At 70.0% G+C, this 25,211-nt stretch carries 24 protein-coding genes; 13 read left to right on the top strand and 11 right to left on the bottom strand.

Annotated features, from left to right (window positions below):
- Positions 1–87: 87 nt before the first annotated feature.
- The 5 genes from EWH70_RS05550 to EWH70_RS05530 all read right to left on the bottom strand — a co-directional run bounded on the left by EWH70_RS05550 (position 88) and on the right by EWH70_RS05530 (position 5,136).
- Positions 88–531, bottom strand: coding sequence for a DoxX family protein (locus tag EWH70_RS05550; protein WP_130474128.1), 444 nt, complete (start codon positions 529–531; stop codon positions 88–90).
- Between the two features lie 21 nt (positions 532–552).
- Positions 553–843, bottom strand: a complete 291-nt coding sequence (locus EWH70_RS05545; protein ID WP_130474127.1) for a hypothetical protein — start codon at positions 841–843, stop codon at positions 553–555.
- Positions 844–970: 127 nt separating this feature from the next.
- The gene (locus EWH70_RS05540; protein WP_130474264.1) at positions 971–1,522 is read right to left on the bottom strand and encodes a GTP-binding protein; all 552 of its coding nucleotides are present in this window, start codon (positions 1,520–1,522) and stop codon (positions 971–973) included.
- Between the two features lie 57 nt (positions 1,523–1,579).
- Positions 1,580–2,023, bottom strand: coding sequence for a roadblock/LC7 domain-containing protein (locus EWH70_RS05535; RefSeq protein ID WP_130474126.1), 444 nt, complete (start codon positions 2,021–2,023; stop codon positions 1,580–1,582).
- A 53-nt stretch (positions 2,024–2,076) separates the two neighbouring features.
- Positions 2,077–5,136, bottom strand: coding sequence for a sensor histidine kinase (locus tag EWH70_RS05530; RefSeq protein ID WP_240686809.1), 3,060 nt, complete (start codon positions 5,134–5,136; stop codon positions 2,077–2,079).
- Between the two features lie 523 nt (positions 5,137–5,659).
- Here EWH70_RS05530 and EWH70_RS05525 point away from each other — a divergent pair.
- From EWH70_RS05525 to EWH70_RS05505, 5 genes are read left to right on the top strand one after another with little or no spacing between them, the layout of a single operon-like run.
- Positions 5,660–6,604 (top strand): ABC transporter substrate-binding protein, encoded by a 945-nt coding sequence (locus EWH70_RS05525; RefSeq protein ID WP_240686828.1) that lies wholly within the window; start codon positions 5,660–5,662, stop codon positions 6,602–6,604.
- A gap of 4 nt (positions 6,605–6,608) precedes the next feature.
- A complete protein-coding gene (locus EWH70_RS05520) occupies positions 6,609–7,382 on the top strand; it encodes an ABC transporter permease (protein WP_130474124.1) in 774 nt (257 codons plus the stop codon).
- Positions 7,379–8,212: an ABC transporter permease gene (locus EWH70_RS05515; RefSeq protein ID WP_130474123.1), complete on the top strand. Its 834-nt coding sequence runs from the start codon at positions 7,379–7,381 to the stop codon at positions 8,210–8,212. The genes EWH70_RS05520 and EWH70_RS05515 overlap by 4 nt, the downstream gene beginning before the upstream one ends.
- Before the next feature lie 3 nt (positions 8,213–8,215).
- Positions 8,216–9,058: an ABC transporter ATP-binding protein gene (locus EWH70_RS05510; protein ID WP_130474122.1), complete on the top strand. Its 843-nt coding sequence runs from the start codon at positions 8,216–8,218 to the stop codon at positions 9,056–9,058.
- The gene (locus tag EWH70_RS05505) at positions 9,058–10,272 is read left to right on the top strand and encodes an acyl-CoA dehydrogenase family protein (protein ID WP_130474121.1); all 1,215 of its coding nucleotides are present in this window, start codon (positions 9,058–9,060) and stop codon (positions 10,270–10,272) included. The genes EWH70_RS05510 and EWH70_RS05505 overlap by 1 nt, the downstream gene beginning before the upstream one ends.
- A gap of 92 nt (positions 10,273–10,364) precedes the next feature.
- On the opposite strand, the gene mdlC is transcribed toward EWH70_RS05505, so the two are convergent.
- Entirely contained in the window at positions 10,365–11,936 is a 1,572-nt protein-coding gene (mdlC, locus tag EWH70_RS05500; RefSeq protein WP_130474120.1) for a benzoylformate decarboxylase, read from the bottom strand.
- Between the two features lie 158 nt (positions 11,937–12,094).
- Here mdlC and EWH70_RS05495 point away from each other — a divergent pair, with 158 nt between their 5' ends.
- The 7 genes from EWH70_RS05495 (at position 12,095) to phoU (ending at position 19,031) form a co-directional block, all read left to right on the top strand.
- Positions 12,095–13,081, top strand: a complete 987-nt coding sequence (locus EWH70_RS05495) for an ABC transporter substrate-binding protein (protein ID WP_130474119.1) — start codon at positions 12,095–12,097, stop codon at positions 13,079–13,081.
- Position 13,082: 1 nt separating this feature from the next.
- Positions 13,083–13,838, top strand: a complete 756-nt coding sequence (locus EWH70_RS05490; RefSeq protein ID WP_130474118.1) for an ABC transporter permease — start codon at positions 13,083–13,085, stop codon at positions 13,836–13,838.
- Entirely contained in the window at positions 13,835–14,629 is a 795-nt protein-coding gene (locus EWH70_RS05485) for an ABC transporter permease (RefSeq protein WP_130474117.1), read from the top strand. Before EWH70_RS05490 ends, EWH70_RS05485 begins: the two co-directional genes overlap by 4 nt.
- Position 14,630: 1 nt before the next feature.
- Positions 14,631–15,470 carry an ABC transporter ATP-binding protein gene (locus tag EWH70_RS05480; protein ID WP_130474116.1) on the top strand — a complete coding sequence of 280 codons (840 nt, stop codon included), beginning with the start codon at positions 14,631–14,633 and terminating at the stop codon, positions 15,468–15,470.
- Between the two features lie 72 nt (positions 15,471–15,542).
- Positions 15,543–16,094 (top strand): GGDEF domain-containing protein, encoded by a 552-nt coding sequence (locus tag EWH70_RS05475; protein ID WP_130474115.1) that lies wholly within the window; start codon positions 15,543–15,545, stop codon positions 16,092–16,094.
- A gap of 238 nt (positions 16,095–16,332) precedes the next feature.
- Complete coding sequence (locus EWH70_RS05470) at positions 16,333–18,291, top strand: LCP family protein (protein ID WP_338078561.1); 1,959 nt, start codon at positions 16,333–16,335, stop codon at positions 18,289–18,291.
- A gap of 74 nt (positions 18,292–18,365) precedes the next feature.
- The gene (gene phoU / locus EWH70_RS05465; RefSeq protein WP_130474114.1) at positions 18,366–19,031 is read left to right on the top strand and encodes a phosphate signaling complex protein PhoU; all 666 of its coding nucleotides are present in this window, start codon (positions 18,366–18,368) and stop codon (positions 19,029–19,031) included.
- On the opposite strand, the gene EWH70_RS05460 is transcribed toward phoU, so the two are convergent.
- Positions 19,028–19,603 carry a TetR/AcrR family transcriptional regulator gene (locus EWH70_RS05460; RefSeq protein ID WP_130474113.1) on the bottom strand — a complete coding sequence of 192 codons (576 nt, stop codon included), beginning with the start codon at positions 19,601–19,603 and terminating at the stop codon, positions 19,028–19,030. The two genes, phoU and EWH70_RS05460, sit on opposite strands and share 4 nt — an antisense overlap.
- A gap of 51 nt (positions 19,604–19,654) precedes the next feature.
- Here EWH70_RS05460 and EWH70_RS05455 point away from each other — a divergent pair, with 51 nt between their 5' ends.
- On the top strand, positions 19,655–21,049 hold the full coding sequence (locus EWH70_RS05455) for an amidase (protein ID WP_130474112.1): 1,395 nt from the start codon (positions 19,655–19,657) through the stop codon (positions 21,047–21,049).
- A gap of 15 nt (positions 21,050–21,064) precedes the next feature.
- On the opposite strand, the gene EWH70_RS05450 is transcribed toward EWH70_RS05455, so the two are convergent.
- The 4 genes from EWH70_RS05450 to pstC all read right to left on the bottom strand — a co-directional run bounded on the left by EWH70_RS05450 (position 21,065) and on the right by pstC (position 25,186).
- A complete protein-coding gene (locus tag EWH70_RS05450; RefSeq protein WP_240686808.1) occupies positions 21,065–21,952 on the bottom strand; it encodes an EamA family transporter in 888 nt (295 codons plus the stop codon).
- A 446-nt stretch (positions 21,953–22,398) separates the two neighbouring features.
- A complete protein-coding gene (gene pstB / locus EWH70_RS05445; protein WP_130474110.1) occupies positions 22,399–23,175 on the bottom strand; it encodes a phosphate ABC transporter ATP-binding protein PstB in 777 nt (258 codons plus the stop codon).
- 7 nt (positions 23,176–23,182) lie between these two features.
- Positions 23,183–24,103: a phosphate ABC transporter permease PstA gene (gene pstA / locus EWH70_RS05440; RefSeq protein ID WP_130474109.1), complete on the bottom strand. Its 921-nt coding sequence runs from the start codon at positions 24,101–24,103 to the stop codon at positions 23,183–23,185.
- A gap of 3 nt (positions 24,104–24,106) precedes the next feature.
- Entirely contained in the window at positions 24,107–25,186 is a 1,080-nt protein-coding gene (pstC, locus tag EWH70_RS05435; protein ID WP_130474108.1) for a phosphate ABC transporter permease subunit PstC, read from the bottom strand.
- Between the last annotated feature and the right edge of the window lie 25 nt (positions 25,187–25,211).

Genomic DNA, 25,211 nt, shown 5'->3' with positions numbered 1-25,211 from the left:
GGGGTACACGCGATAAGCCACCCACACCGACTTCGCCGGGGCCGTGACGTGACACGTAATAAAGGTGGCCTTCACGTGCTTTGACGGTCAACGGCGCTTGCGCAGGTTGTCCAGGGCGCAGGCGCCGGGGCCGACGACGGCGATCAGCAGGAACACCCAGGCGTACAGGGCCGCCTGCTCACCCATGTTCTGCATCGGCAGCAGGCCCATCGGCTGGTGCACGACGAAGTAGGCGTAGGCCATCGCGCCGGAGCAGATGACCGCGGCGGTCCTGGTGAACAGGCCGGCGGCGACCAGCAGCGGGCCGACGGTCTCGATCACGGTGGCGAACCAGCCGGGCCAGCTGCCGAACTCGACCGCGGCACCGGCGCCGTCGATGCCGCCGAAGAATCCGAAGCCCTGCAGGCCGTGCATCAGGAACAACACGGAGAAGGCGACCCGGGCGGCGGCGATGCCGTAGCCACGCAGACGGTCGGTGGTGGTGTTGGTGGAGGTGGTCCGGGCGGCGGTCTCGCGGGTGATCGTGGTCATGATCGTTTTCCTCTCGAAAGTTCAGGCAGCGGCAGGCAGGGACGGCTGGGTGGCGCGGGCACGGGCCAGGCCCGCGAACCGTCTGCGGGCGGCGACGACCCGCAGCCACCGTTGACTGCGGTCGGAGTCGACCGGGGCGGTGATCTGCGCCAGCACCTCGGCGGCCCGGGCAGCCGAGCTGATCTCGTCAGCGGCGACCTCGTACTGGCCGGACTCGATCAGCGACATCGCGTGCCGCATCTCGGTCTGGGCAGTGGCGTAGATGGCGTAGGCGGTGAGGTTGTCGGCGAGGGGGCCGAGGGGGTGCGACATGGGACTGCTCCGATCCGCCGGGGGTGCTGTTCTCTTGCTCTCACCCCTGCGTCGAACCGGCGCGGCGCCAATCGACACACCTCGCGAAAAAACCTCCAGAAATTTTCGCGAGTCGCGTTTTCGCAGGTCAACCTGCTTGGAGCGCGGTCTCCTTACGGATGGCGTGCTGCACGACGGCGATCAGGACCTGCTTGGACGACTCGCGGTCCCGCGCGTCGCAGGCCACCACCGGCACGCCCGGCGAGATCGTCAGCGCGTGCCGGACGTCCTCGATCTGGTGATGCAGCAGCCGGTCGAAGCAGTTGATCGCCACGACGTAGGGCAGCTTGCGGTTCTCGAAGAAGTCGATGGACGGGAACGCGTCGGCGAGCCGGCGGGTGTCCACCAGCACGACCGCGCCGATCGCGCCCAGCGCCAGGTCGTCCCACATGAACCAGAAACGGTGCTGCCCCGGCGTGCCGAACAGGTACAGCACCACGTCGGAGTCCAGCGTGATCCTGCCGAAGTCCATCGCCACCGTGGTGGTGGTCTTGTCCGGCGTGGCGGAGATGTCGTCGACCGTTCTGCTCGCCTCGGTCATCGAGGCCTCGGTGGTCAGCGGGTCGATCTCGGAGACCGATCCGACCATGGTCGTCTTGCCCACGCCGAACCCACCGGCGACGACGATCTTGGCCGACATCGTCGGCCCGCCGCCGGGGTGCTCGATCTTCCGGAAGGACACCGCTGTCTCCGATCGTCAGTTCGGCACGGCCTGTGGACCGCCGAGACTGGCCTGCGCCTGCGCGCGCTGCTTCGGCGTCATCTGCCGGCCGACCCGGTCGACCAGCAACGTCATCTCGTAGACGACCAGGCCGATGTCGCTGCTCGGGGCGCCGAGCACCGCCAGGCACGACCCGTCGCTGATCGACATCAGGAACATGAAGCCGTTGGCCATCTCGACGACGGTCTGCGCGACCGTGCCGCCCTCGAAGATCTGTGCCGCGCCCCTGGCGAGGCTGGTGAGCCCGGAGGCCACCGCCGCCAGCTGGTCGGCCCGGTCCTTCGGCAGCCCGCGGGACGACGCCAGCAGCAGTCCGTCCGCGGACACGACCACCGCGTGCGCCGCACCCGGCACCCGCTGCACGAAGTCGGTGATCAACCAGGCGAAGTTGTTGGTGTCCACCTTCTGCGATGCGGTCACCGGATGCCTGGGGTCATTCCCTGGGCCGTGGTTGGGCCCCACTCCCGCCCGTGTCACTGCCACTCCTTCGTGCCTTGTTCTGCTTGTTCACCCTTGCCTGGATCCTCCAGCGCATGTCGGCCGGTTCGGTAACCGCGCTGGAAGCTGGCCATTCTCTCCCTGGCGGCCTCGGCCGACCGGGAGATCGCGCTCGGGCCGGGCAGCCCGACGGACGTGTCGACGAACGCGTCGCGCTCGGGCGGCCCACTCACCGACCCGGGCACGAGGTGCTCGTTGGGCACCCGCTTCGGCAGGCCCGCCTCGGTGACGACCTGCTCCCGCGCCGGGTCGAGCAGCGTGCGCACGGCGCTCCAGCCCGCGTCGGCCGAGCTGGTCCACTCGCTGACCGGCGCCGGAGCAGCAGGCTGTTCCACCGGCTCGGTGACCTGCGTGACCTCGGCGGTCTCGGCGGGTTCCGCGGACTCAGCCGGCTCGGCGGGCGGTTCCGCGTCGGGACCACCGGCTTCCGGCTCGCCCGCCTCCTCGCTGAACCAGCGGGACATCACCGACTGGTAGATCGGCAACCGCCGGGTCGGCGCGTCGTCGGCGACCGGCTGGTCGTCGGACTCCGCTGGCGCGGGCTGCGGCTGCGGCTCGACGGGCAGGTAGTCGGTGGCAGGCTGGGTGCTCTCCACCGTGCCGAACGACTCGGCCGCGGTCGCCGGTGGCGAGGCCGCCCCGCCGGGCATGGCCATGCCCGGCTGACGCTTGGGCAGCGGGATCTCCGACGGGTCCGGAGCGGTCGCCGGGTAGCTCGGCGCCGGCGCGCCGGCCGGGGCGCTCAGGTAGGCGGCGCCGGACGTACCCGCCACCAGGTCGTCCAGCCGGATCGGTTCGTCGAGCAAGGCAAGACCGTTGCTGCCGGACGGTGAGCCCGCAGGCACCGGCGGGGCAGCGGGCTGCGACGGCGGTGCCGGTGGCTGCTGCGGCGGCTGCATCTGCCCGACCGTGGGCAACGACTGCATGGGCGACACGATCGGCGGCTGGGAGGGCTGTGAAGGCTGCGACGGCTGGGAAGGCTGCGAAGGCCATGACGGGCTCGTCCCACCGGTGCGGTCGATCGACGAGATCGTGCGCGGGTCGATCGGCTGGGTGGCCACCAGCAGCTCGGTCGGCACGACGATGCGGGCGATCACGCCACCCTCGATCTCGTCGTTCTCCCGCAGGCGGACCTCGATGCGGTGCCGCTGGGCCAGCCGCGCGACCACGTACAGACCCATCCGGCGGGTCACGGACACGTCGAACGCGGGCGGGTTGGCCAGCCGCTCGTTGGCCTCCTGGATCTCCTCTTCCTGCATCCCGACGCCGCGGTCGGTGATCTGGATGGCCAGCGACTTGCGCCTGGTGACCACGGCCCGGACGCTGACCTTCGTCTCCGGCTCGGAGAAGTAGGTGGCGTTGTCCAGCAGCTCGGCCAGCAGGTGCACCAGGTCGTGCACGGCACGGCCCTGCACCGCGACCTCGGGCACCACGCCGACCTCGACCCTGGCGTACTGCTCGATCTCCGAGACGGCCGCGCCGATCAGCTCGGCGGCGGGGACCGGCTTGGGCACCGACTTGGCCAGGCCCGCGCCGGACAGCACCAGCAGGCTCTCGCCGTTGCGGCGCAACCGGGTCGCCAGGTGGTCCAGCTCGAACAGGCTCGCCAGATGGTCCGGATCCTGCTCGTCGGCCTCCAGCCGGTCGATCACACCCAGCTGGCGCTCCACCAGCCGCTGCGACCGCCGCGACAGGTTGACGAACATGCCGTTGACGTTCTCCCGCAGCAGCGCCTGCTCGGCGGCGAGGCGGACGGCCTGCTCGTGCACGGCGTCGAACGAGCGCGCCACCTCGCCGATCTCCTCGCGGGTGAGCACCGGCACCGGGGCGACGGCGTTCTTCGTCGCCTCCATCGGGTCCGGGTCCTCCAGGATGCGGGCGACCGTCTGGGGCAGGCGGGCGTAGGCGACCTCGAGCGCGCTGGACCGCAGCGTGCGCAGCGGCTTGGTGAGCGCCCTGGCGACAACCGCCATCAGGACCAGCGCGGCGAGCACGGCGAGCAGCACACCGCCGGTGAACAGCCACGCCGCGGTGGTCGCCTGCGCGGCGAGGTCGGTCGCGTGTGCGCGCATCCCGCCGAACAGGCCGAGCTCGACGTCCCGCAGCTTCTGCTCGGTGACCCGGCTGTCCGTGGTCAGCCGGTCGATCGGCACGTCGAGCGGTCCGCCGACGTCGGCCCGGACCAGCGTGCTGGCCTTGATGCGCTCGCGGTCGTCCACCTCGGCGCCGCTGAACGTCGCCGAGAACAGCTGGCGCTCGCTCGGGCTGGCGTCGGCGTTGAAGTCGGTGACGGCGGCGCGGAAACTGGCCTGCGCCGCGCGGAGCTGTTCGAGCAGGTCACCGGGGAACTGGTTGCGGCCGGCGGCGATCTGCAGCGCGGCGTTCTCCCTGGAGAGGAACTCCTTGGCCTGGCTGACCGCCAGGATCGCCGTGCCCTCGCGGAGCAGGTCGCGGTCGGTCACCGTCGCGTTGACCTCGCGGCCGAGCTGGCCGAGCGAGCCGATCACCGACGTGTAGGTGTTGTAGGCCGACAGGTCGGGGAACGTCGGGTCGTTCGCGGCCGCCCGCAGCGGGTCCAGTGCGTTGAGCCGCTGGACACCGCGCTGGATGCGGTCGCGGATGCCGGGGTCGTCGGTGTCGAAGTTCTCGACGGCCTGACGCAGGTCGTTGACGGCCCGGTCGACGCGGTCGATCTGGGCGTTCAGCGCCGCACGGTCCGCGTTGTTCGGCGAGGCGATCGCCGCGACGGCGAGCGTCCGCTCGTTCTGCAGATCGTGGACCACCCCGGTGACCTTGGTGGCCAGGTCCACCTGTGTCACCGTGTCGTTGAACTCACCGGCGAGGCTGAACTCGTTCACCGCCCGCAGACCACCGAGCGCGAGCGCGGTGAGCGCGGGGATGATCAACACCGCGGCGAGCTTCGAGCGCAGCTTCCAGTTGCGCAGGCTCAGCCGGGATGTCGAAGGGGCGCTCGGCGGCGTGGGCTGCCCGCCGTCCGGCGTACTGTTCACTGCCGCGGTCGACGTACTCGACACCGCTCTCCCACCATCACTTCTTCCGAACCGCTCGACATCCCCGGACGCTGCACACCGCGGCGAGCGACCACTCACTCTCCGTGGCGTCTGCCCGCCGGTTCACGCACAGCATCAACCCGTCCAGGCGGCAACGCCCCACACTGATCGAGCAGAAGGTAGCGAAGGAGCTACCAAGATGTAACCCTCCATCGCCGATCAATCTTCCACCAACGGGCTACACCTGCGGATTACCACCCTGTGATTCACCGAAAACTTGGACAGACGGTAGATCAACACCCATTGACGACTGCTCCAACGAGCGGTAATAAGTGCACGTCAGAGGGATATCGACCACCTGGGGTTACTTAAAGTAACGGGTCTTACAGTGGTTGCCCGACGGCAAAAGTACCCCGATCGGCCTCACAAGGCCCCTCAAATCTCAACGTCGCATTCCACACAGGAGCTGACCTTGCCTCGACACAGCACCGACCGGCCGATCCGTCGTCGTCTAGGAAGGCTGGGCGCGGTCGCCGCGTCGGTCAGCCTGCTGACCGTGACCGCGAGCTGCGGCCTTCTCGGTGGGAGCGACGACTCCGCCGCGCCGTCCAGCGGCGGGCTGGAGAAGGCCAAGATCAAGATCTCGATCATGCCGACCATCGACGTCGCCCCGTTCCACCTCGCCATGAAGAACGGCTACTTCAAGCAGGAGGGCCTCGAGGTCGAGACCGTGACCGCCCCCAGCGGGCAGGCTTCGGTCACCAAGATGCTCAACGGCGAGGTCGACATCGCCTACGGCAGCTACACGCCGTTCTTCATCGCCAAGAGCAAGGGCGCGGCCGACGTCAAGCTGGTCGCCGACGCCTCGTCGGCCGGCCCGAACAGCACCATGGTCGTCGCGATGCCGAACTCGCCGGTCAAGAGTGTCAAGGACATGGCCGGCAAGCGGGTCGCCATCACCGGCATCAACACCATCACCGACACGCTGATCAAGTCCGTGATGAAGACCAACGGTGTCGACTACTCGGGCATCCAGTGGCGGGAGTTCCCGTTCCCGGAGATCGGCGCGGCCCTGCAGCGCGGTGACGCCGACGCCGGCTTCCTCACCGAGCCGTTCATCACCCAGGCCGCCCGCTCGGTCGGCGCGGTGCCCATCTTCGACACGGCCACCGGGCCCACGCAGGACTTCCCCACCGCCGGCTACGGCGCGCTGGGCAAGTTCACCAACGAGAACCCCAAGACGCTGGCCGCGTTCCAGCGGGTGATGCAGAAGGCGACCAACGAGGCCGCCGACCGCAGCAAGATCGAGCCGCTGCTGGTGGAGTTCGCCAAGGTCGACGCCGCCACCGCCGCGGTGACCAACCTGCTGACCTTCCAGTCGGCGATGGACGCCTCGCGCCTGCAGCGGGTGCCGGACATCCTGGCGGAGTTCAACATCATCCCGAACAAGATCGACGTCAACACGATGATCGCCAAGGCACCCGCCGCCTGATTACATGAAAATTCTGCTCCGCAACCTGATCGGGCTCGCCGTCTTCCTGCTCATCTGGGAGGCGGCGGCCCGGACCGGGCTGGTGCCCGCGCAGTTCCTTCCCCCGCCCAGCATCGTGCTGGTCCGGATGGTCGAGCTGCTCGGCGACCAGGCGTTCCTGCGGGACGTCATCGCCTCGGTACTGGCCTGGGCCATCGCCCTGCTGATCTCGGTGGCCGTCGCCGTCCCGGCCGGACTGCTGCTCGGCAGCGTGCCTGCCATCCGGGTGGCCACCCGATCCATCGTCGAGTTCCTCCGGCCCATCCCGTCGGTCGCGCTGATCCCGCTGGTGCTGCTGGTGATCGGCGGCGGCCCGGAAGCCAAGATCACGCTGGCCGTCTACGCGGCGGTGTGGCCCATCCTCTACAACACCATCTACGCGCTGGACGAGATCGACCCGCTGCTGCTGGAGACCGCTCGCGCCTACGGCACCAGCCGGGTGCGGCAGCTGACGTCGGTCGCGCTCCCGCACGCGGCGCCGTTCGTCTACACCGGCATCCGGCTGTCCGCGACCATCGCGCTGATCCTCGTGGTCAGCACCGAGTACCTGGCCGGCGCCAGCCGGGGCATCGGCAACTTCATCCTGGAGGCGAGCAGCGGCGGCGGCCGCATCGACCTCGTGCTGGCCGGCACGGTCGTCGCCGGGATCATCGGGTTCGTCATCAACGACGGCATGGAACGGCTCGGCAACCGCTGGTTCCGGTGGAACGCCGCGACCTCGGGGGCGGTGCGAGCATGAGCGACCGGACCAACACCGCCACCGTGCGCTTCCTGCGCGGCTTCGCCAGCCGCTGGCTGCTGTTCGCCGTGATCGTCGTGCTCTGGGAGATCGCCACGCGGCTCGCGCAGAGCGTGTACTTCCCGCCGCCGACCGAGATCGTCGCCACGGCGGCGGAGCTGTGGTTCACCGGGCCGGCGAGCCAGCTGTTCCTCACCGACACCGTCTACGGTGACATCCTGCCCAGTCTGGCCAGGGTGCTCGGTGGCTGGGCGCTGGCGGTGATCGTCGGCGTCGCGCTGGGCACCGCGCTCGGCCGGTCCGCCACCGGCATGGACTACGTCGGGGCGCTGTTCGCGTTCTTCCGCAGCGTGCCGCCGCCGACGCTGATCCCGGTGTTCCTGGTGCTGTTCGGCGCCACCACGACCATGCAGGTGGTCACCATCGTGTTCGGCGCGTTGTGGCCGATCGTGCTCAACACCGTCGACGGGGTGCGCTCGGTCGGCAGCCTGCAGCAGGAGACCGCGCGGTCGTTCCGGACACCCCGGCACTACTGGATCGGGATGGTCGTGCTGCCCGCGGCACTGCCGAAGATCTTCGCCGGCCTGCGGCTCGCGTTGTCCATCGCGCTGATCCTGATGGTGGTCTCCGAACTGGTCGGCGCGATCAACGGCGTCGGCTACCAGCTGATCTTCGCCCAGCGTCAGTTCGAGTTCCCCAACATGTGGGCGTGGATCGCCCTGCTCGGCGTGCTCGGCTACGGCCTGAACGCGCTGCTGCTGCGTGTCGAGAAGCGCGTCCTGCGCTGGCAGCCTGCCCGCAACACCCAACAAGCCACGGCTGGAGTGTGACGAATGTCGACCATGCTGGAGGTCAACGGCCTCAACCACAGTTACGGCGAGCACGTCGTGGCGAAGGACCTGAACTTCACCGTCGAGTCCGGGCAGCTGGCGTGCATCGTCGGGCCGTCCGGCTGCGGGAAGTCGACGCTGCTGCGCTGCATCGCCGGACTGCTCAAGCCGACCGGCGGGCAGGTCAGCCTGCACGGCGACCGGGTGACCGGTGTGCCGGAGGACCTGGCCGTGGTGTTCCAGGACTACAGCCGCTCGCTGTTTCCGTGGCTGTCGGTGCGGTCCAACGTCGAGTTCCCGCTCCGCTGGCGGGATATGAGCAAGGCGGACCGGCGGGAACGCGCGGCCGAGGCGCTGGCGGCGGTCGGCCTGGACGGCGTCGGGTCGAAGTTTCCCTGGCAGCTGTCCGGCGGGATGCAGCAGCGGGTGTCGATCGCCCGCGCGCTGGCCAGCAGGCCGGCGCTGCTGCTGATGGACGAGCCGTTCGCGTCGGTCGACGCGCAGACCCGGTTCGAGCTGGAGGACCTACTGCGGCGGGTCCAGCGTGAGCAGGGCAGCACGGTGCTGCTGGTGACGCACGACATCGACGAGAGCGTCTACCTCGGCGACCGGGTGCTGGTGCTGTCGAAGTCGCCCGCGTCGATCGTCGCCGACCTGGCCGTCGACCTGCCTGCCGACCGGGACCAGATCACCACGCGGGAGTCGGCCGAGTTCGTCAAGCTGCGGGGCGAGGTGGCGCGGCTGCTGCACGGCGGGCTCAGCGACGAGGAGCTGGCCGCCCGTGACCTGGCCGAGGCGGAGGCGGCCGAGCGGCTGGCCGAGCCCCGGTCGAAGGAAAAGCTGTGATGAAGTGCCTGACCGAACGGCAGCGGGAGTTCGTCGACAGGGCGGCGCTGCTCGCCGACCGGTTCGCCGAACGGGCCGAACAGCACGACCGGGACAACACGTTCCCGCACGAGAACTACGACGACCTGCGTGAAGCCGGGTTCCTGAAGCTGTCGGTGCCCGCCGAGCTTGGCGGTGGCGGCGCCGAGTTGCCGGACCTCCTGCCGGTTCTGGAGCGGCTGGCCATGGGGGACGGCGCGACGGCGCTGGCGTTCACCATGCACCTGTCGCCGCTGGGCCAGTGGGGCAACGTGTGGCGGCAGACCCGCAACCCCCGGCTGGAGAGCCTGCTGCGCCGGGCCACCGACGGAACGCTGGTGTGGGCGTCGATCACCAGCGAGATCGGCATGCGCAACGACCTGACCGACGCGCTCACGAAGGCGACGAAGGTCCCCGGCGGGTTCACCCTCACCGGGCGCAAGAGCTTCGCCACCAACTCCGCGGTGGCCACGCACTGCTCGACGACGGCCCGGCACGAGGACGCCGAGGGCGGGCCGCGGCTGCTGCTCTGCCAGATCGCGCTGGACCAGCCGGGCGTCACGCTGCACCAGACCTGGGACACGCTGGGCATGCGGGGCACCCAGAGCAACGACATCGAGCTGGCCGAGGTCTTCGTGCCCGACGACGCGGTGGTCCACTCGCTACCGGTCAAGCATCTCGACGCACGGGTGCTGGAAACGGTGTGGGCGTGGGCGATGCCGGCGTTCTCCGCCACCTACACCGGCATCGCCGCCGGTGCGCTGGAGTGGGCGGTCGGGCAGCTGACCAAGCGGGGCAAGCCGATCGACCCGGTCGTGCAGGACGTCATCGGCGAGTGCACGATCCTGGTCGAGAGCGCGCGGGCGCTGATGCAGCGGCATGCCGAGGAGGTCACCAGCAGGCGGCTGTTCGAGCTGGGGGTGCAGGAGGGCATCGCCCGGTCCGCGGTGGTCAAATACGTCGCCAGCAACAACGCGGTGAAGGTCATGCAGCGGCTGGTCGACGTCATCGGCGGAATGTCCTACACACGCAGGCTGCCGTTCGAGCGGATGTGGCGTGACGCCCAGGCCGGCACGTTCATGCCGATGGGCAACCTGGCCGCCCGCAAGCTGATCGGCGCCAGCACCCTCGGCCTGGAGACGTTGCCGGTCATCGGCTTCGACGAAACCGGCCACGGCTCCCGCGCGAAGGCCTGACTCCCGCGCAAGGCACGTGAAGGCCACCTTCACCACGTGAGACGTAATGAAGGTGGCCTTCACGTGCTTCGGGCCGTGGCCGGGAACGCGGGTCAGTACAACTTCTGCGGGTCCGGGTCGACCGTCACGTGGACGACCGTGGGGCGGTCGTCGGCCAGCGCCGCGGTCAGGGCGGCGGTCAGCTCCTCCGGCGACTCGGCCCGCCTCGCCGCACAGCCCATGCCGGTGGCCAGCGCGGTGAAGTCCAGCCCGCCCAGCTCGACACCGGGCAGCTTGTCCTCACCGCCGAGGATCCGCACCGCCGCGTACTGCGTGTTGTCCAGCACCACGAACGTCACCGGCAGGTGTTCCCGCGCCGCCGTCCACAGTGCCTGGATGCCGTACATGCTCGACCCGTCACCGAGCACGGCCACCACCTTGCGGTCCGGGCGGCCCAGCGCCGCGCCGACGGCGGCGGGCAGGCCGTAGCCGAGCGTGCCGCTGGCGATCGTCAGGAAACCCGTGTCGGTGGCGGTGATCGGCAGGTGGGCCTGCATCGCCAGCCGATGGCTCGGCGTCTCCTCGACCACCAGCGCGTCGGACGGCAGCAACTCCGCCAGCGTGGCGAACACGTACGCGGCCGACACCGGCGTCGCCGCCGCCGGACGAGGCGGCGTCGCACGAGGTGCGGGCGGCTGCCGGTCGGCCGGGGACACGGCGTCCAGCAACTGCCGCAGCACCAGCTTCGCCGTCGCCCGGACGCCGGTTCCCCGCGGCATCCGCGCCAGCACCTGCTCGTCGTCGCTCAGCACGTACAGCGGAGGCAGCTCAACGTCCGGCTCGCCGCGGTAGACGTGGTAGGTGAACGCGGGCGCCCCGACGACGACCACCACGTCGTGCCCCGCCAGCGAACGGGCCACCGCGCCGCGCTCGGGGTTCAGGAAGCCCTGGAACAGCGGATCGTCCTCGGGGAACGAGCAGCGCGACGACATCGGCGCCGCCCAGACCCCGGCCTTCAGCCGCCGTGCCAGCTCGACGACCTCGGGCACGGCACCGTCACCGTCCACCCCGGCGCCGACGACCAGCGCGGGCGCCGAACTCGCCGTCAGCGCGGCGACCAGCCCGGCCAGCGCGTCGGGGTCCGGCGCGAGGCCACCCATCGCCGGCCGGGCCGGGAACGGCTCGCCCGGCGCGTCCCAGTCGTCGGCCGGAACCGAGACGAACACCGGGCCGTGCGGTGCCTGGGTCGCCATGTGGAACGCCCGCGACAACGCGGCCGGGACGTCCTGCGCCCGCGCGGGCTCGATCGACCACTTGACGTACGGCCGGGGGAAGCTCGCCGCGTCCAGCGCGCCGAGGAACGGGTCGTCCGGCAGCAGGGAACGCACCTGCTGACCGGCCAGCACGATCATCGGCGTGCGGTTGCGGTAGGCGGTGAACACGTGCCCGAGGCCGTGGCCGACACCCCCGGCCGAGTGCAGGTTCACCAGTACGGGTCGACGGGTGGCCTGCGCATAGCCGTCGGCCATCGCGACGACCGCCGACTCCTGCAGGCCGAGTACGTAGCGGAAGTCGCTCGGCCAGTCGATCAGGAACGGAATCTCGGTGGTACCCGGATTGCCGAAAATTGTGGTCAATCCGAGCTGGCGCAACAACTCTCTGGACACGTCCCGCACAGTTCGCACGATCGAACCGTATCGCGCCCACTCGTTTGGCCTAGTCAGGGACTACAAGTTAACAGAGGGTAATGCGTCCGTTCGGACCTGTTCACCCGGTGTGCGATCACTGAAATGATCCCTGCGCCCAGCATTTCCACGACCTGGAGTTGGTCTTGTCCAGAACCATGCGAACCACCGTCGGTTCCGTCCTCACGTCGATCGCTCTCCTCGGCACCCTCGGCGGCTGCGGCCTGCTGGGCGGCGAGTCCGACCCCGCACCGGCCCAGGGCGATGGCGCGGTCGAGAAACCGAAGATCCGTGTCGGCGTGCTGCCGGTGGTGGACGTCGCCCCGCTGTACCAGGCCATCGACAAGGGCTACTTCAAGGAGCAGGGCGTCGAAGTCGAGGCCGTGGTCGTGCAGAGCGGCCCGGCCGCCGTCCAGGGCGTCGTCGGCGGCGACCTCGACATCGCGTTCACCAGCTACCCCGGCGTCCTCGGGGCGCAGGCCAAGGGCGTCGCCGAGATGAAGGTCGTCGCCGACGCCTACGCCGCCCGGCCGGGGCACATGATGCTGGTGTCCTCGCCGAAGTCGGCGTTCAAGAAGCCGGAGCAGGCCGCCGGCAAGAAGATCGCCGTCACCAGCCGCGGCTCCATCTCCGACCTCAGCGTGATGTCGGTGCTCAAGACCCACGGCGTGGACATCAACACCATCCAGTGGGTGCAGATGGGCCTTCCGGAAATGGGCCCGGCGATGGACCGCGGTGACATCGACGCGGCCGTCGCCGTCGAACCGTTCGTCACCAACACCGCCAAGACCATCAGCGCCGTGCCGATCCTCGACGCCTGCTCCGGCCCGACGGCGGACCTGCCGATGTCCGGCTGGGGCGCGGTCAGCAAGTTCACCAACGCCAACCCCAAGACCGTCGCGGCGTTCCAGCGCGGCCTCGCCAAGGGCGTCGCCGACGTGCAGGACCGGGCCGTGCTGGAACCGATCCTGACCAAGTACGTCAAGATCCCCGCCGACACCGCGCCGCTGGTGACGATCGCCGAGTACCCGCGCAGCCTGGACGCCGTCCGCATCCAGCGGGTGGCCGACCTGATGCACGAGTTCGGCGTGACCCCGCAGCGGCTGGACGTGGCGCCGATGTTGATGCCGAGCCCGAGCGCCTGAGTTGAAGATCGCCGTTCGGGGGCTGCTCGGCATCCTCGGGGTGCTGGGCCTGTGGGAACTGGGCTCGCTGGTCGGGCTGTTCCCCGAGTACTACCTGCCGCCGCCGTCGACGGTTCTGCCCCGGCTGGTGGAACTGTTCGGCGACGACGGTTTCGTGCGGGCGGTCGTGGCGACCATGCTGGCGTGGGCCATCGGCATGGTCATCGCGACCGCGATCGCGGTACCGGCCGGGCTGCTGCTGGGCAGCATCCCGTCGGTGCGGATCGCCACCAGGACGATCATCGAATTCCTGCGGCCGATCCCGTCGGTCGCGCTGATCCCGCTGGTGATCGTCCTGGTCGGCGCGGGCCCGGAGGCGAAGATCTCGCTCGCGGTGTACGCCGCGCTGTGGCCGATCATGTTCAACACCGTCTACGCGCTCGACGAGATCGACCCGCTGCTGATCGACACCGCCCGCGCCATGGGCCTGGGCCGGGTCCGGACGATGTACGCGGTCGCGCTGCCGCACGCGGCGCCGTTCATCCTCACCGGCGTGCGGATGTCCAGTGCGGTGACGCTGATCGTGGTGATCAGCGTCGAGTACCTGGCTGGCGGCACCATCGGGCTGGGCACGTTCACCCTCGAAGCCGCGAGCACCGGCGGCAGGCAGGACCTCGTGCTCGCCGCGACCATGCTGGCCGGGCTGATCGGCTACCTCATCGACGAGGGCATGCAGCGCCTGCGCCGCAGGGCGTTCGGCTGGGCGGAGGCGACATGACGAAGCTCCGCGGACTGGCCAAGTCCTGGGCCGTGTTCGCCGTCGCCGTCGTGGTGTGGGAGGTGGCCACCCGGCTCGCCGGCTCGGTCTACTTCCCGCCGCCGACGGCGATCCTCGGTGCCGCGGGGGACATGTGGCTGGGTGGACCGGCACACCAGCTCGGCCTGTCCGACATGGTCTTCGACGACGTGCTGCCCAGCCTCGGCAGGCTGCTGGCCGGCTGGCTGCTGGCCGCGTTGATCGGCGTCGCCGTCGGCACGGCGGTGGGCCGCTCCCGCTACGGCGCCGACTACCTCGGCCCGGTGTTCGCGTTCCTGCGGTCGGTGCCGCCGATCATGCTGATCCCGTTCTTCCTGGTGATCTTCGGCATCAATGCCACCGAGCAGCTCGCGGCCATCGTGTTCAGCGCGCTGTGGCCGATCCTGCTCAACACCATCGACGGCGTGCGGTCGGTCGACCCGGTGAAGACCGACACCGCCCGGTCGTTCCGCACGCCGAGGGCGCTGTGGATCGGCATGGTCGTGCTGCCTGCCGCGCTGCCGAAGATCTTCGCCGGGCTGCGCGTCAGCCTGTCGCTCGCGCTGGTGCTGATGGTCATCTCCGAGCTGATCGGCGCCACCAACGGCATCGGCTACCAGCTCATCAACGACCAGCGGCTCTACGAGTTCCCACGCATGTGGGCTGGCATCGTCCTGCTCGGCGTGCTCGGCTACGCGCTGAACCGGCTCCTGCTCGCGGTGGAGGAACGCGTGCTCGGCTGGCAACCTGGACGCGAAAGAGTGGGAGCCTGACATGCCGACGATGCTGGAAGTGGCAGGCCTGCGGCACGACTACGGCAGCCACACCGCACTGGCCGAACTCGACTTCGCCGTCCCGGCCAGGGAGCTGGCGTGCATCGTCGGCCCGTCCGGCTGCGGCAAGTCGACGCTGCTGCGTTGCGTCGCCGGGCTGCTCAGCCCGACCGCCGGGACCGTGCGGCTGCACGGCGACCTGGTCAGCGGCGTGCCCGAGGACCTGGCCGTGGTGTTCCAGGACTACAGCCGCTCGCTGTTTCCGTGGCTGTCGGTCCGCGCCAACGTCGAGTTCCCGCTGCGCGGCCGCGGCGTCGCCAAGGCCGAACGCAGGGAGCGGGCGGCCGAGGCGCTGGGCTGGGTCGGCCTGGAGGGCGTCGGGTCGAAGTACCCGTGGCAGCTCTCCGGCGGGATGCAGCAACGCGTCTCGATCGCCCGCGCCCTGGCCAGCAGGCCTGCACTGCTGCTGATGGACGAACCGTTCGCGTCGGTCGACGCGCAGACCCGGTTCGAACTGGAGGACCTGCTCCGCCGTGTCCAGCGGGAACGCGGCAGTACGGTGCTGCTGGTGACGCACGACATCGACGAGAGCGTCTACCTCGGCGACCGGGTGCTGGTGCTATCGAAGTCCCCGGCCTCCATCGTCGCCGAGCTGACGGTGGACCTGCCCGCCGAGCGGGACCAGATCACCACCCGCGAGTCGGCCGAGTTCGTCCGGCTGCGCGGCGAGGTCGCCCGGCTGCTGCACGGCGGTCCCACCGACGAGGAGCTGGCCGCCCGCGATCTCGCCGAGGCCGAGGCAGCCGAACGGGAGGCCGCTCCGCGTACGTCGACCACTTGAGGGATTTTCGCTTTGACGCTCAAGCCACCACCGAAACCGGACGACGACAAACGGTGACGGAGGTGGCGAAAAGTGTCACAGAACGTGAGCCGGCTGCACGAGTCACTCGCGAACCGGTTCGCCGCGCGCGGCGACTGGCGCCGCGCGTACCAGCACCTGCGCTCGGCTCTGGCACTCGATCCGCTGACCGGTATCTACAACCGCCGCCACCTGGACGTCTGGCTCCTCGACGCCGCCGACGACTTCGCGGTCGCGCTCGTCGACCTCGACCACTTCAAGCACGTCAACGACACGTTCGGCCACCTCACCGGGGACCGGGTGCTGCGCGACGTCGCCGGCCTGCTCGCCGCCGGGCTGCCTGCTGGCGGGTTCTGCGCACGTTACGGCGGCGAGGAGTTCGCCCTGGTCCTGCCCGGTGCCATTGACGCCGTGCGGACCGCCGAGCTGGCCCGCAGGCGGGTCGCCGCGCACTCGCGGGTCACGGTCAGCGTGGGCGTCGCACTGCCCGGAACCGACCCGCTGAGCCGGGCCGACGGCCTGCTCTACGCCGCCAAGGGCGCGGGCCGCAACACCGTCGCTTACGCCGACGGGGACACCGTGCGTTTCACAACCGGTAGTCATTGAGCGACCTTGTTGCACAGTCGGTGAACGACGGTCGCCCGAACGGCCCGCAGCCACGTGGAAAATCCCACCCTGCGTAAAAATGTCACGGGATGGTGTCGTCACCCACGCCGGGTATCCGTACGATAACGGGAGCCCTGGCGCCGACGATGGAAAGCCAGGACACATGCATCGGGGGGCAACCACGGGGAGCTCGGCTGCGTCCGAGTTAGAAGCGCCACGAATGTAGGAAGGAGACCGAGTGCCAGACGAACCCCGCGGCTCAGGCACCGGTCCCCGAAAACGTCGCCGCTCGATGGACACCTACGGCGGCATCAGCGTTTCCGACGTGGTCGCCAAGCACACCGGCGCGCATCCCCGGCCCCAGGTGGACGAGCCACCGACCCGGCAGGTCCCGCCGGCCCGCCAGCCGAGACGGCAGGCAGCCGGCCCTCCCCCCGAATCCCCGCGTCGCCCGGCTGCCGTCAACCCCCCGCCGGCTCCGCGAACCAGCAAGCCCCCGGCCCGCCGTGCCGCGCCGAATCCGGCGCAGCCGCCCAAGCCGCCGCAGCCGCGGCGCGCGACCCCGCCGCCTGCCGCCGCCAAGCCGAAGCCGCAGCAGCCGTCCGGGCCGCAGCCGAAGCCGCCGCCGGTCGACCCGCCGACGCGGCTGCGTCAGCACGTCGGCTCGATCGACGCCGCCGACCAGCCACCCGCGCGCCCGCCACGCAGGCAGCCGCCCCCGCCTCGCCGTCCGGTCGAGGGCAGGACCACCGTGACGCCACCCGTCGCGGCGCCCGGCGGTCCGCAACGGCCGCCGCAACGCCGTCCGGCCCGGCCGCAGCGGTCGGCGGAGGACCGGCTGACGATGACCGACCAGATGGAGCCGGTCGACGACGCCACGCGGGTCCGCCGCAAGATCGACAACACCCTTGCCCGGTTCTCCGCCGCGCACGACGAGCTGGAGCGCGAGGAGGAACGCAAGCGGCAGCGCAGGGAACGGCTCACCGCGGGTCCGGTGAAGCTCATCGAGCAGACCCGCACGCGCCTGCAGCGGGTGGTGACCTCTCCGTCCGAGGAACCGGAGCCGGAGGAGCCCGCCAAGCCCGAGCTGACCCGGCTGCAGGAGAAGAAGCAGCGGCATCAGGACCGGACCGCGCGCATCGCCCGGATCACCGCCGCGGCGCTTGCCTGCCTGGTGTTCCTCGCCACCGGGGGCCTGTGGGGCACCAAGACCTGGTTCAACAGCAAGTTCAACGAGATCGCCGCGCTGGACGAGAACTCGGCGGACATCAAGAACGCCGCGGGGCAGAACGGTGACGAGAACTTCCTGATCGCCGGTTCGGACACCCGCGCTGGCGCGGAGGCCGAGGAAGGCGTCGGCACGGCGGAGGCCGTCGGGGGTGCGCGGTCGGACTCGCTGATGATCGCCCACGTGCCCGCCGACCGGAAGCGTGCCGTGGTCGTGGGCTTCCCCCGTGACCTGGAGGTCACCCGGCCCGAGTGCCAGCGCTGGGACTCCAAGACCGGCCAGTACACCGGCGAGACCGTTCCGGCGAAGCCGAGGGCGAAGCTGAACGAGGCGTTCGCCATCGGCGGCCCGGCGTGCACGACCAAGCTCGTGCAGCAGCTGACCGGGATGAAGATCAACCACTTCGTCGGCATCGACTTCCACGGCTTCAAGGGCATGATCGACGTCGTCGGCGGCGTGCCGATCCACGTGGACAAGCCGATCATCGACGAGGAGCTGGGTACCGTCATCCCGACGGCGGGCGACATCGTCGTCAGCGGCGACCAGGCGCTGAACTACGTACGCGTGCGCAAGGTCAAGGGCGACCCGACGTCGGACTACGGGCGTATCAAGCGGCAGCAGCAGGTGATCGGCGCGCTGCTGAAGAAGACCATGTCCCGCGAGGTGCTGCTGGACACCGGCAAGCTGTCCGGCCTGGTCACCGCGTTCGCCGGTGCGACGTTCGGCGACAACATCGGCGTCGACCAGCTGCTCACGCTGGCCCAGTCCATGCAGGGCCTGGACCCGAACAAGGTGAAGTTCCTGACCATCCCGACGGTCGGCGAGTCCAACTCGCGGGGTAACGAGGAAATGCTGGAGAAGCCGGCGAAGGCGTTGTTCGAGGCGTTGATCGAGAACGTCCCGCTGCCGGACGAGAAGGCGCCCGCGCCGCCGCCCACACCGAATGCCCAGGCCCAGCCGGGGAAGTAACTCGTTAGGCCAGGTTCACGCGGGGTTCACCCGAGGATTCGTCGGCTGGATCGGTTGCCCCGTAGAGTGACGCCATGCGCGAGGCTTACCACGTCGAACTCGAACAGCTGGCCGACCGGCTTGCCGCCATGTCGGTCCAGGTCGCCGATGCCATGGAGCAGGCGACCAAGGCGCTGCTGGAAGCCGACCTCGGTCTGGCCGAGCAGGTCATCAGCAACGACGCGAAGGTCGACGACGCGCGTGCCGACTGCGAGGAGAAGGCGTACGCGCTGCTCGCCCTGCAGGCGCCCGTGGCGACGGACCTGCGGACCGTGCTGGCGGCCATCCACGCCGCGGAGAGCCTGGAGCGGATGGGCGACCTGGCGCTGCACGTGGCGAAGGCCGCGCGGCGCCGGCACCCCGAGGCCGTCCTGCCGGAGGCCGTCCGGGCCTACTTCGCCGAGATGGGCACGGTCGCGGTACGGCTGGCCCGCAAGACCGAGCAGATCATCAAGACCAAGGACGTCGAGGCGGCCCGTGAGCTGGAGACCGACGACGACCAGGTCGACGACATCCACCGGCACCTGTTCACGGTGCTGATGAACCGCGAGTGGCCGCACGGCGTGGCCGCGGCGGTCGACGTCACGCTGCTCGGCCGGTTCTACGAGCGCTTCGCCGACCACGCGGTGTCCGTGGCCCGCAGGATGGTGTTCGTCGTGACCGGCAAGATGCCGGGCTACGGCACCAGCGAGGACCTCTAACCTCGGGCCGTCCCGAGCAGGTAGGACACCGCGTCGACCACGACGTCGGCGGGAACCCGTTCCGGGTCGAGCAGGTGCTGGATCAGCAGGCCGTCCTCCAGCGCGTGGATGAGCAGGGCGAGGAAGTCCGCGTCGGCGCCCGGTGTGTTCGCCCTGACCCCGTCGGCGATCGCGGCCTGTGCGCGCCTGTCCCGTTCGGCGGCCAGTGGCCTGCTGTCCGGTTCCCGCAGGGCGTGCAGGACCAGCTCGAGGCGTAGCGCCAGCCACTGCGGCAGGTGCTCGGCTCGCTCGCGGTTCCACGCGCGCAGTTCCTCCGACGCCGCGGCGAAGGACGCGCCCATCGCCCGTACCTCGGACTCCTCGGCCCGCGTGCGTTCGAGCAGCAACTCTCGCACGAGTTCCTGCTTGTCCGCGAAGTTGCCGTAGAAGGCGCCGCGGCTGAACCCGGCCCGTTCCGCGATCTGCTCGACCGACGTCCCGTTCACCCCGCGCTCGGTGAACAGCTCGGCGGCGGCGGTGAGCAGCCGTTCCCGCGTGCGTGCCCGGCTCTCGGCACGACTCAGTCTGGCCATGGGCCGAATATACAGGTTTGTATTTGGATACAGGTCTGTATATTGGCGGCCGTGAGTGAGATCTGGAGCCTCGGTGCCGCCGAGATCGCGGCGGCGGTGCGTAGCGGCGAACTGTCCGCGCGGGAAGCCCTCGACGCGCACCTGGCGCGTGTCGACGACGTCAATCCGGCCGTCAACGCGGTCACGGTGAGATTCGACGAGGCACGGGAACAGGCGGACCGCGTCGACGAGCGGATCCGGGCTGGGGAACCGGTCGGTCCGCTGGCGGGTGTCCCGTTCACGGTCAAGGAAAACATCGACGTGGCCGGTCACCCGACGACACACGGGGTGCCGCACTTCGCGGACGCCGTCGCCGGGGCCGACGCACCACCGGTGCGACGGCTGCGGGCAGCCGGCGCGATCGCGCTCGGGCACACCAACATGCCCGACCTCACGATCGGCGGAAACATCACGGTGAGCCAGCTGTTCGGCGAGACCCGCAATCCGTGGGGCGCCATCCGCACGCCGGGCGGGACCAGCGGTGGCGACGGTGCGGCGGTCGCGTCCGGGATGGCCGCCATCGGGCTGGGCAACGACTCCGGCGGTTCGGTGCGCCTGCCCGCCATGTACTGCGGCGTCGCCGCGTTGAAGCCCAGCTACGGCCGGTTCGCGATGGATCACCGCATCGGCGGCAGCGACCCGACCCTGGCATCGCAGCTGTTCCCGGTCGACGGTCCGATCGCCAGGACCGTCGAGGACCTGGAACTCGCGTTCGGCGTTCTCGCCGGAGCCGACGCCGCCGACCCGAGGACGGTGCCGGTGCCACACCGGGGACCGGAGCTGCCGAAGCGGGTCGCGGTCTGCGCCGACCCGGCCGGACTCGGCGTGCACCCGCAGGTGCGTGCCGAGATCGGCAGGGCCGCGGACGCCCTCGCCGACGCGGGCTACCAGGTCGAGGAGGCGGAACCGCCGGCTCTCGCCGATGCGCTGACGTCGTACGGCACGTTGATCACCGCCGAGTTCGGGCAGCGCTGGCCGGACATCCGGGGCCTGCTCACCGAGGAGTCCGCCCGGAACATGGAGGTGTCGATGACCCAGCAGCCTCCGACGGACCTGGCCGGCTACCTCGCGGCGACCGCGACCCGGTTCGGCGCCATGCGGGACTGGGCCGCGTTCGGCGAGCGTTACCCGCTGGTCCTCGGCCCGGTCACCACCGAGCGGCCGTTCGACGCCGAGCCGGAGGACGCCCTGCGCGTCATGTTCGGAATGCGGCTGTGCACCGCCACCACCTGCCTCGGGGTGCCGGCCGTCGCCGTGCCGACCGCCGTCGTCGACGGGCAGCCGCTCGGTGTGCAGGTGATCGGCCCTTGGTACCGCGAGGACGCCTGCCTGGCGGCCGCGCGGATACTGGAGGACCGGTTCGGAACCTTTACGCCTCCGCAGCCCCGCCACCGCCCTCAACGGTGACGCTTCGCGCCGCCTCTACACCTCTGGTCTCGCCGTCCTGGTAGCGCCGACGGACGCGGCGACCACGCAGCACACGGCAAGCCACTGCAGCGGCGCCAGCAGCTCGCCGAGCACGATCAGTCCGGCCAGTGCCGCGACCGCGGGCTCGAGGCTCATCAGCACGCCGAACACCCTCGGCGGGATCTTGCGCAGGGCCTCGAGTTCCAGCGAGTACGGGATGACCGAGGACAGCAGGGCGACCGCGAGACCGATCATCAGCACCCACGGCTCCAGCAGCCCGGTGCCGGTCTCGACGATGCCGAACGGCATAGCCGCCATGGCGCCGATCGTCATGGCGAGGGCGAGGCCGTTGCCCTCGCTGGTCCGGCTGCCCAGTGCGGCGCCGAGCAGGATGTAGGCGGCCCAGCAGGCGCCGGCGGCGAGTGCGAACGCCATGCCGAGCAGGGAGACGTCGCCGCGTCCCTCGGCCAGCAGCACCACGCCGGCGCCGGCCAGCAGCGCCCACAGGACGTCGCGCCAGCGCCGGGACCCGGCGAGCGCGACCGCGAGCGGGCCGAGGAACTCGATGGTGACCGCGATGCCGAGCGGGATCCGGGCGATGGCCTGGTAGAAGAAGATGTTCATGGCCGCGAGCACCAGGCCGTAGCCCAGCACGACCGGGATCGCGTCACGGCCCATGCGGATGGCCGGGCGCCAGATCAGCATCAGCACCACGGCGGCGAAGAACAGCCGCAGCGTCACCGTGCCCGCGGGGCCGACGGTGGCGAACAGCTGCTTGGCGAACGCGGCACCCAGCTGCACGCTGACGATGCCGACGAGCACCTGCATCGGCGGCGGGATCGCCCCGATGGCCCGGCCGGCCAGCGCGATCAGGCCCGGCCGCGGCAGCGGCCGGTCACCCACTCCCTCTACGTAAGCCCACACCACAGGTACGACCGTACCAATCCCGCTATCGGCGTCCCACCGATTAAGACCCGGATGCGGGAGGCATCGTGCGGGACGGTGGAGTTCGCGTGCCGGAGCGTGGAACTCGCGTGCGTAACGGTGGGACTCGCGGGTCCGGGCGGTGCGGCGGGTGTCTCACATGCTGAACTCCACGCTCGTGCACGCGAACTCCACCTTCGGACACGCGAGTTCCACGCTCCGGCCCACGCCCGCCGAGACCAGCGGCCCGGAACCGGCGCGCCTGCCAGTGGAACCAGCCGGGTGACCGGCACCATGTGACAACCGGAGTCCCCATCGTGCGTTCTGCGCTCGAGACCAGGCCGCCTCGCCTGGCTGAGACCCGGATGCCGTGAAGGGGGCCCTCACGGCGTCTGATGCCGTGAGGGCCCCCTTCACGGCATGGCTTAACCGAAGCGGCCGGAGATGTAGTCCTCCGTCGCCTTCTGGTCCGGGTTGGAGAAGATCTTCTCCGTGTCGTTCAGCTCGATCAGCCGGCCGGGCTGGCCGACGCCCGCCAGGTTGAAGAACGCCGTCTGGTCCGAGACCCGCGCCGCCTGCTGCATGTTGTGAGTCACGATGACGATCGTGTACTCCTTCTTCAGCTCGGCGATCAGGTCCTCGATGGCCAGCGTGGAGATCGGGTCCAGCGCCGAGCACGGCTCGTCCATCAGCAGCACGTCGGGCTGCACGGCGATCGCCCGCGCGATGCAGAGCCGCTGCTGCTGACCACCGGACAGGCCACCGCCCGGCTTGTTCAGCCGGTCCTTCACCTCGGCCCACAGGTTCGCCCCACGCAGCGCGCGCTCGGCGATCTCGTCCAGCCGCTTCTTGTTCTTGATGCCGGCCAGCTTGAGCCCGGCGACCACGTTGTCCCGGATGGACATCGTCGGGAACGGGTTGGGCCGCTGGAACACCATGCCGATCGTGCGGCGCACCTGCACCGGGTCGATGCCCGCGGCGTAGATGTTCTCGCCGTCCAGCAGGACGTCACCCTCGACGCGCGCACCCGGGATGACCTCGTGCATCCGGTTCAGCGTGCGCAGCACCGTCGACTTGCCACAGCCGGACGGGCCGATGAACGCGGTGACGCTGCGCGGCGGCACTGACAGCGTCACGCCGTCCACGGCGTGGAACTTGCCGTAGTAGATGTCAACGTCCTTGACGTCGATTCGCTTCGCCATCACACACTCACTTCGTCTTGGGGGCGACCAGCTTGGCGATGACCGTGGCCGCGAGGTTGATCAGGGCGATGATGAGCACCAGCGTCAGCGCGGCACCCCAGATGCGGTCGAAACCGACGGTGCCCTCGCCGATCGGGTTGGACACCCGCTCGTTGTTCATCACCAGCGGAAGGGCGGCCATCTCGCCGCTGAACATGTTCCAGTTCACGTAGCCGGAGTAGCCGACGAGCACCAGCAGCGGCGCGGTCTCGCCCATCACCCTGGCCAGCGCCATCATCACGCCGCTGACGATGCCGGACAGCGCCGTAGGCAGGACGACCTTCATGATCGTCTTCCACTTCGGGACGCCCAGCGCGTAGGAGGCCTCACGCAGGTCGTCCGGCACGATCCGCAGCATCTCCTCGGTGGAGCGCACCACCACGGGGACCATCAGCAGCACCAGGGCCAGCGACACGGCGAACCCGCTGCGCGGGAAGCCGAACGTCGTGATCCAGAGCGCGTAGATGAACAGCGCGGCGACGATCGAGGGAACACCGGACAGGATGTCGACCATGAACGTGGTGACCCTGGCCAGCTTCGTGCCCCGGCCGTACTCCACCAGGTAGATCGCGACGAGGATGCCCAGCGGCACGGCGATGACCGCACACAGCAGCCCCTGCAGCAGGGTGCCGATGATGCCGTGCAGTACGCCGCCGCCGACCTCGTCGGAGAGCACGTCGCCGAAGTCCTGGCTCCACCAGTTGGTGTACGGGATGCGGGTGATGCCCGCCTCGATCACCGTGTACAGCACCCACACCAGGGGCACCACGGCGATCAGGAACGACAGCCAGACGAGCACGGTCGCCGTCAGGTTCTTGGCCTTGCGGACGGCGCTGACGTGCTGGAAGGCCGGTGTGATGGCCGGCCGTTCGGTGTCGGTCATGGTCATCGCCTAGTCCCCCTTCTTGTCGCCGATGATGGCGCGCGCGACGAAGTTGACCAGGAACGTCAGCACGAACAGCACCAGGCCGGCCGCGATGTAGGCGCCTGCCGACGTCGGGTCGTTGAACTCGGCGGCGGCGAGCGCGATCTTCGACGCGAACGTGGCACCGCCGTCGAAGATGCTCCAGTCGAACGGGACGGTCGGGATGCCGAGGATGACCGTCAGCGCGATGGTTTCGCCGAGCGCCCGGCCGAGGCCGAGCATCGAGGCGCCGATGTAGCCGGACTTGCCGAACGGCAGCACGGTGGTCCGGATGACCTCCCACCGCGTCGCGCCCAGCGCCAGCGCGCCCTCGATCTGCGTGGTGGGCGTGCGCTGGAAGACCTCGCGGGTCAGCGAGGTGATGATCGGCAGCAGCATCACCGCCAGCACCACGCCCGCGGTGAAGATCGTGCCGCGGATGTTCGGCGCGATGTTGCCCTCACCGAAGATCGGGATCCAGCCGAAGGTGGAATTGATCCACTGCGCGATCGGCTCCAGTTCCGGCGCGAGGAACAGCAGGCCCCACAGACCGAAGATGATCGACGGCACCGCGGCCAGCAGGTCGATGATGTAGGCGAACGGCCGGGCGAGCCGGGCGGGAGCGTACTGGGTGAGGAACAACGCGATGCCCAGCGAGATCGGCATCGCGATCACCAGCGCCACCAGGGACACGGTCACCGTGACCAGCAGCATGTCCGTGATGCCGAAGTGCAGGTCCGCCGGGTCGGTGGTGTTCCACTCGGTCCCGAAGAAGCTGCCCTTGTTCGCCTGCAGCGCCGGGATCGCCTGGATCAGCAGGAACAGCCCGATCAGGCCGATCAGCGCCACCACGAAGATGCCGGCACCAGTGGTGAGGTTGCGGAAGATCTTGTCACCGGCGCGCGAGGCCTTGCCGGTGCCGAGATTTCCCTTGCCGCTGGGGTTCGGCCCGGACGACGTCTCCGGTGCCGGTGGTTGCTCCGAAATCGGACCCTCCGGGTCAAATGCGGACGGCGGACGCCCACCGGTGTCCCCGGTGGGCGTCCGCGTCGAGGTTGGCTCGTTCATCGGCGTTTTTCGCCAGGCCTGTCTC

The sequence above is a fragment of the Amycolatopsis suaedae genome, assembly GCF_004214935.1.
In the GTDB taxonomy this organism is placed as follows: Bacteria; Actinomycetota; Actinomycetes; order Mycobacteriales; family Pseudonocardiaceae; genus Amycolatopsis; species Amycolatopsis suaedae.
The sequence above is the reverse complement of the archived record's forward strand: the minus strand, read 5'-3'. Positions and strand labels throughout refer to the sequence as shown.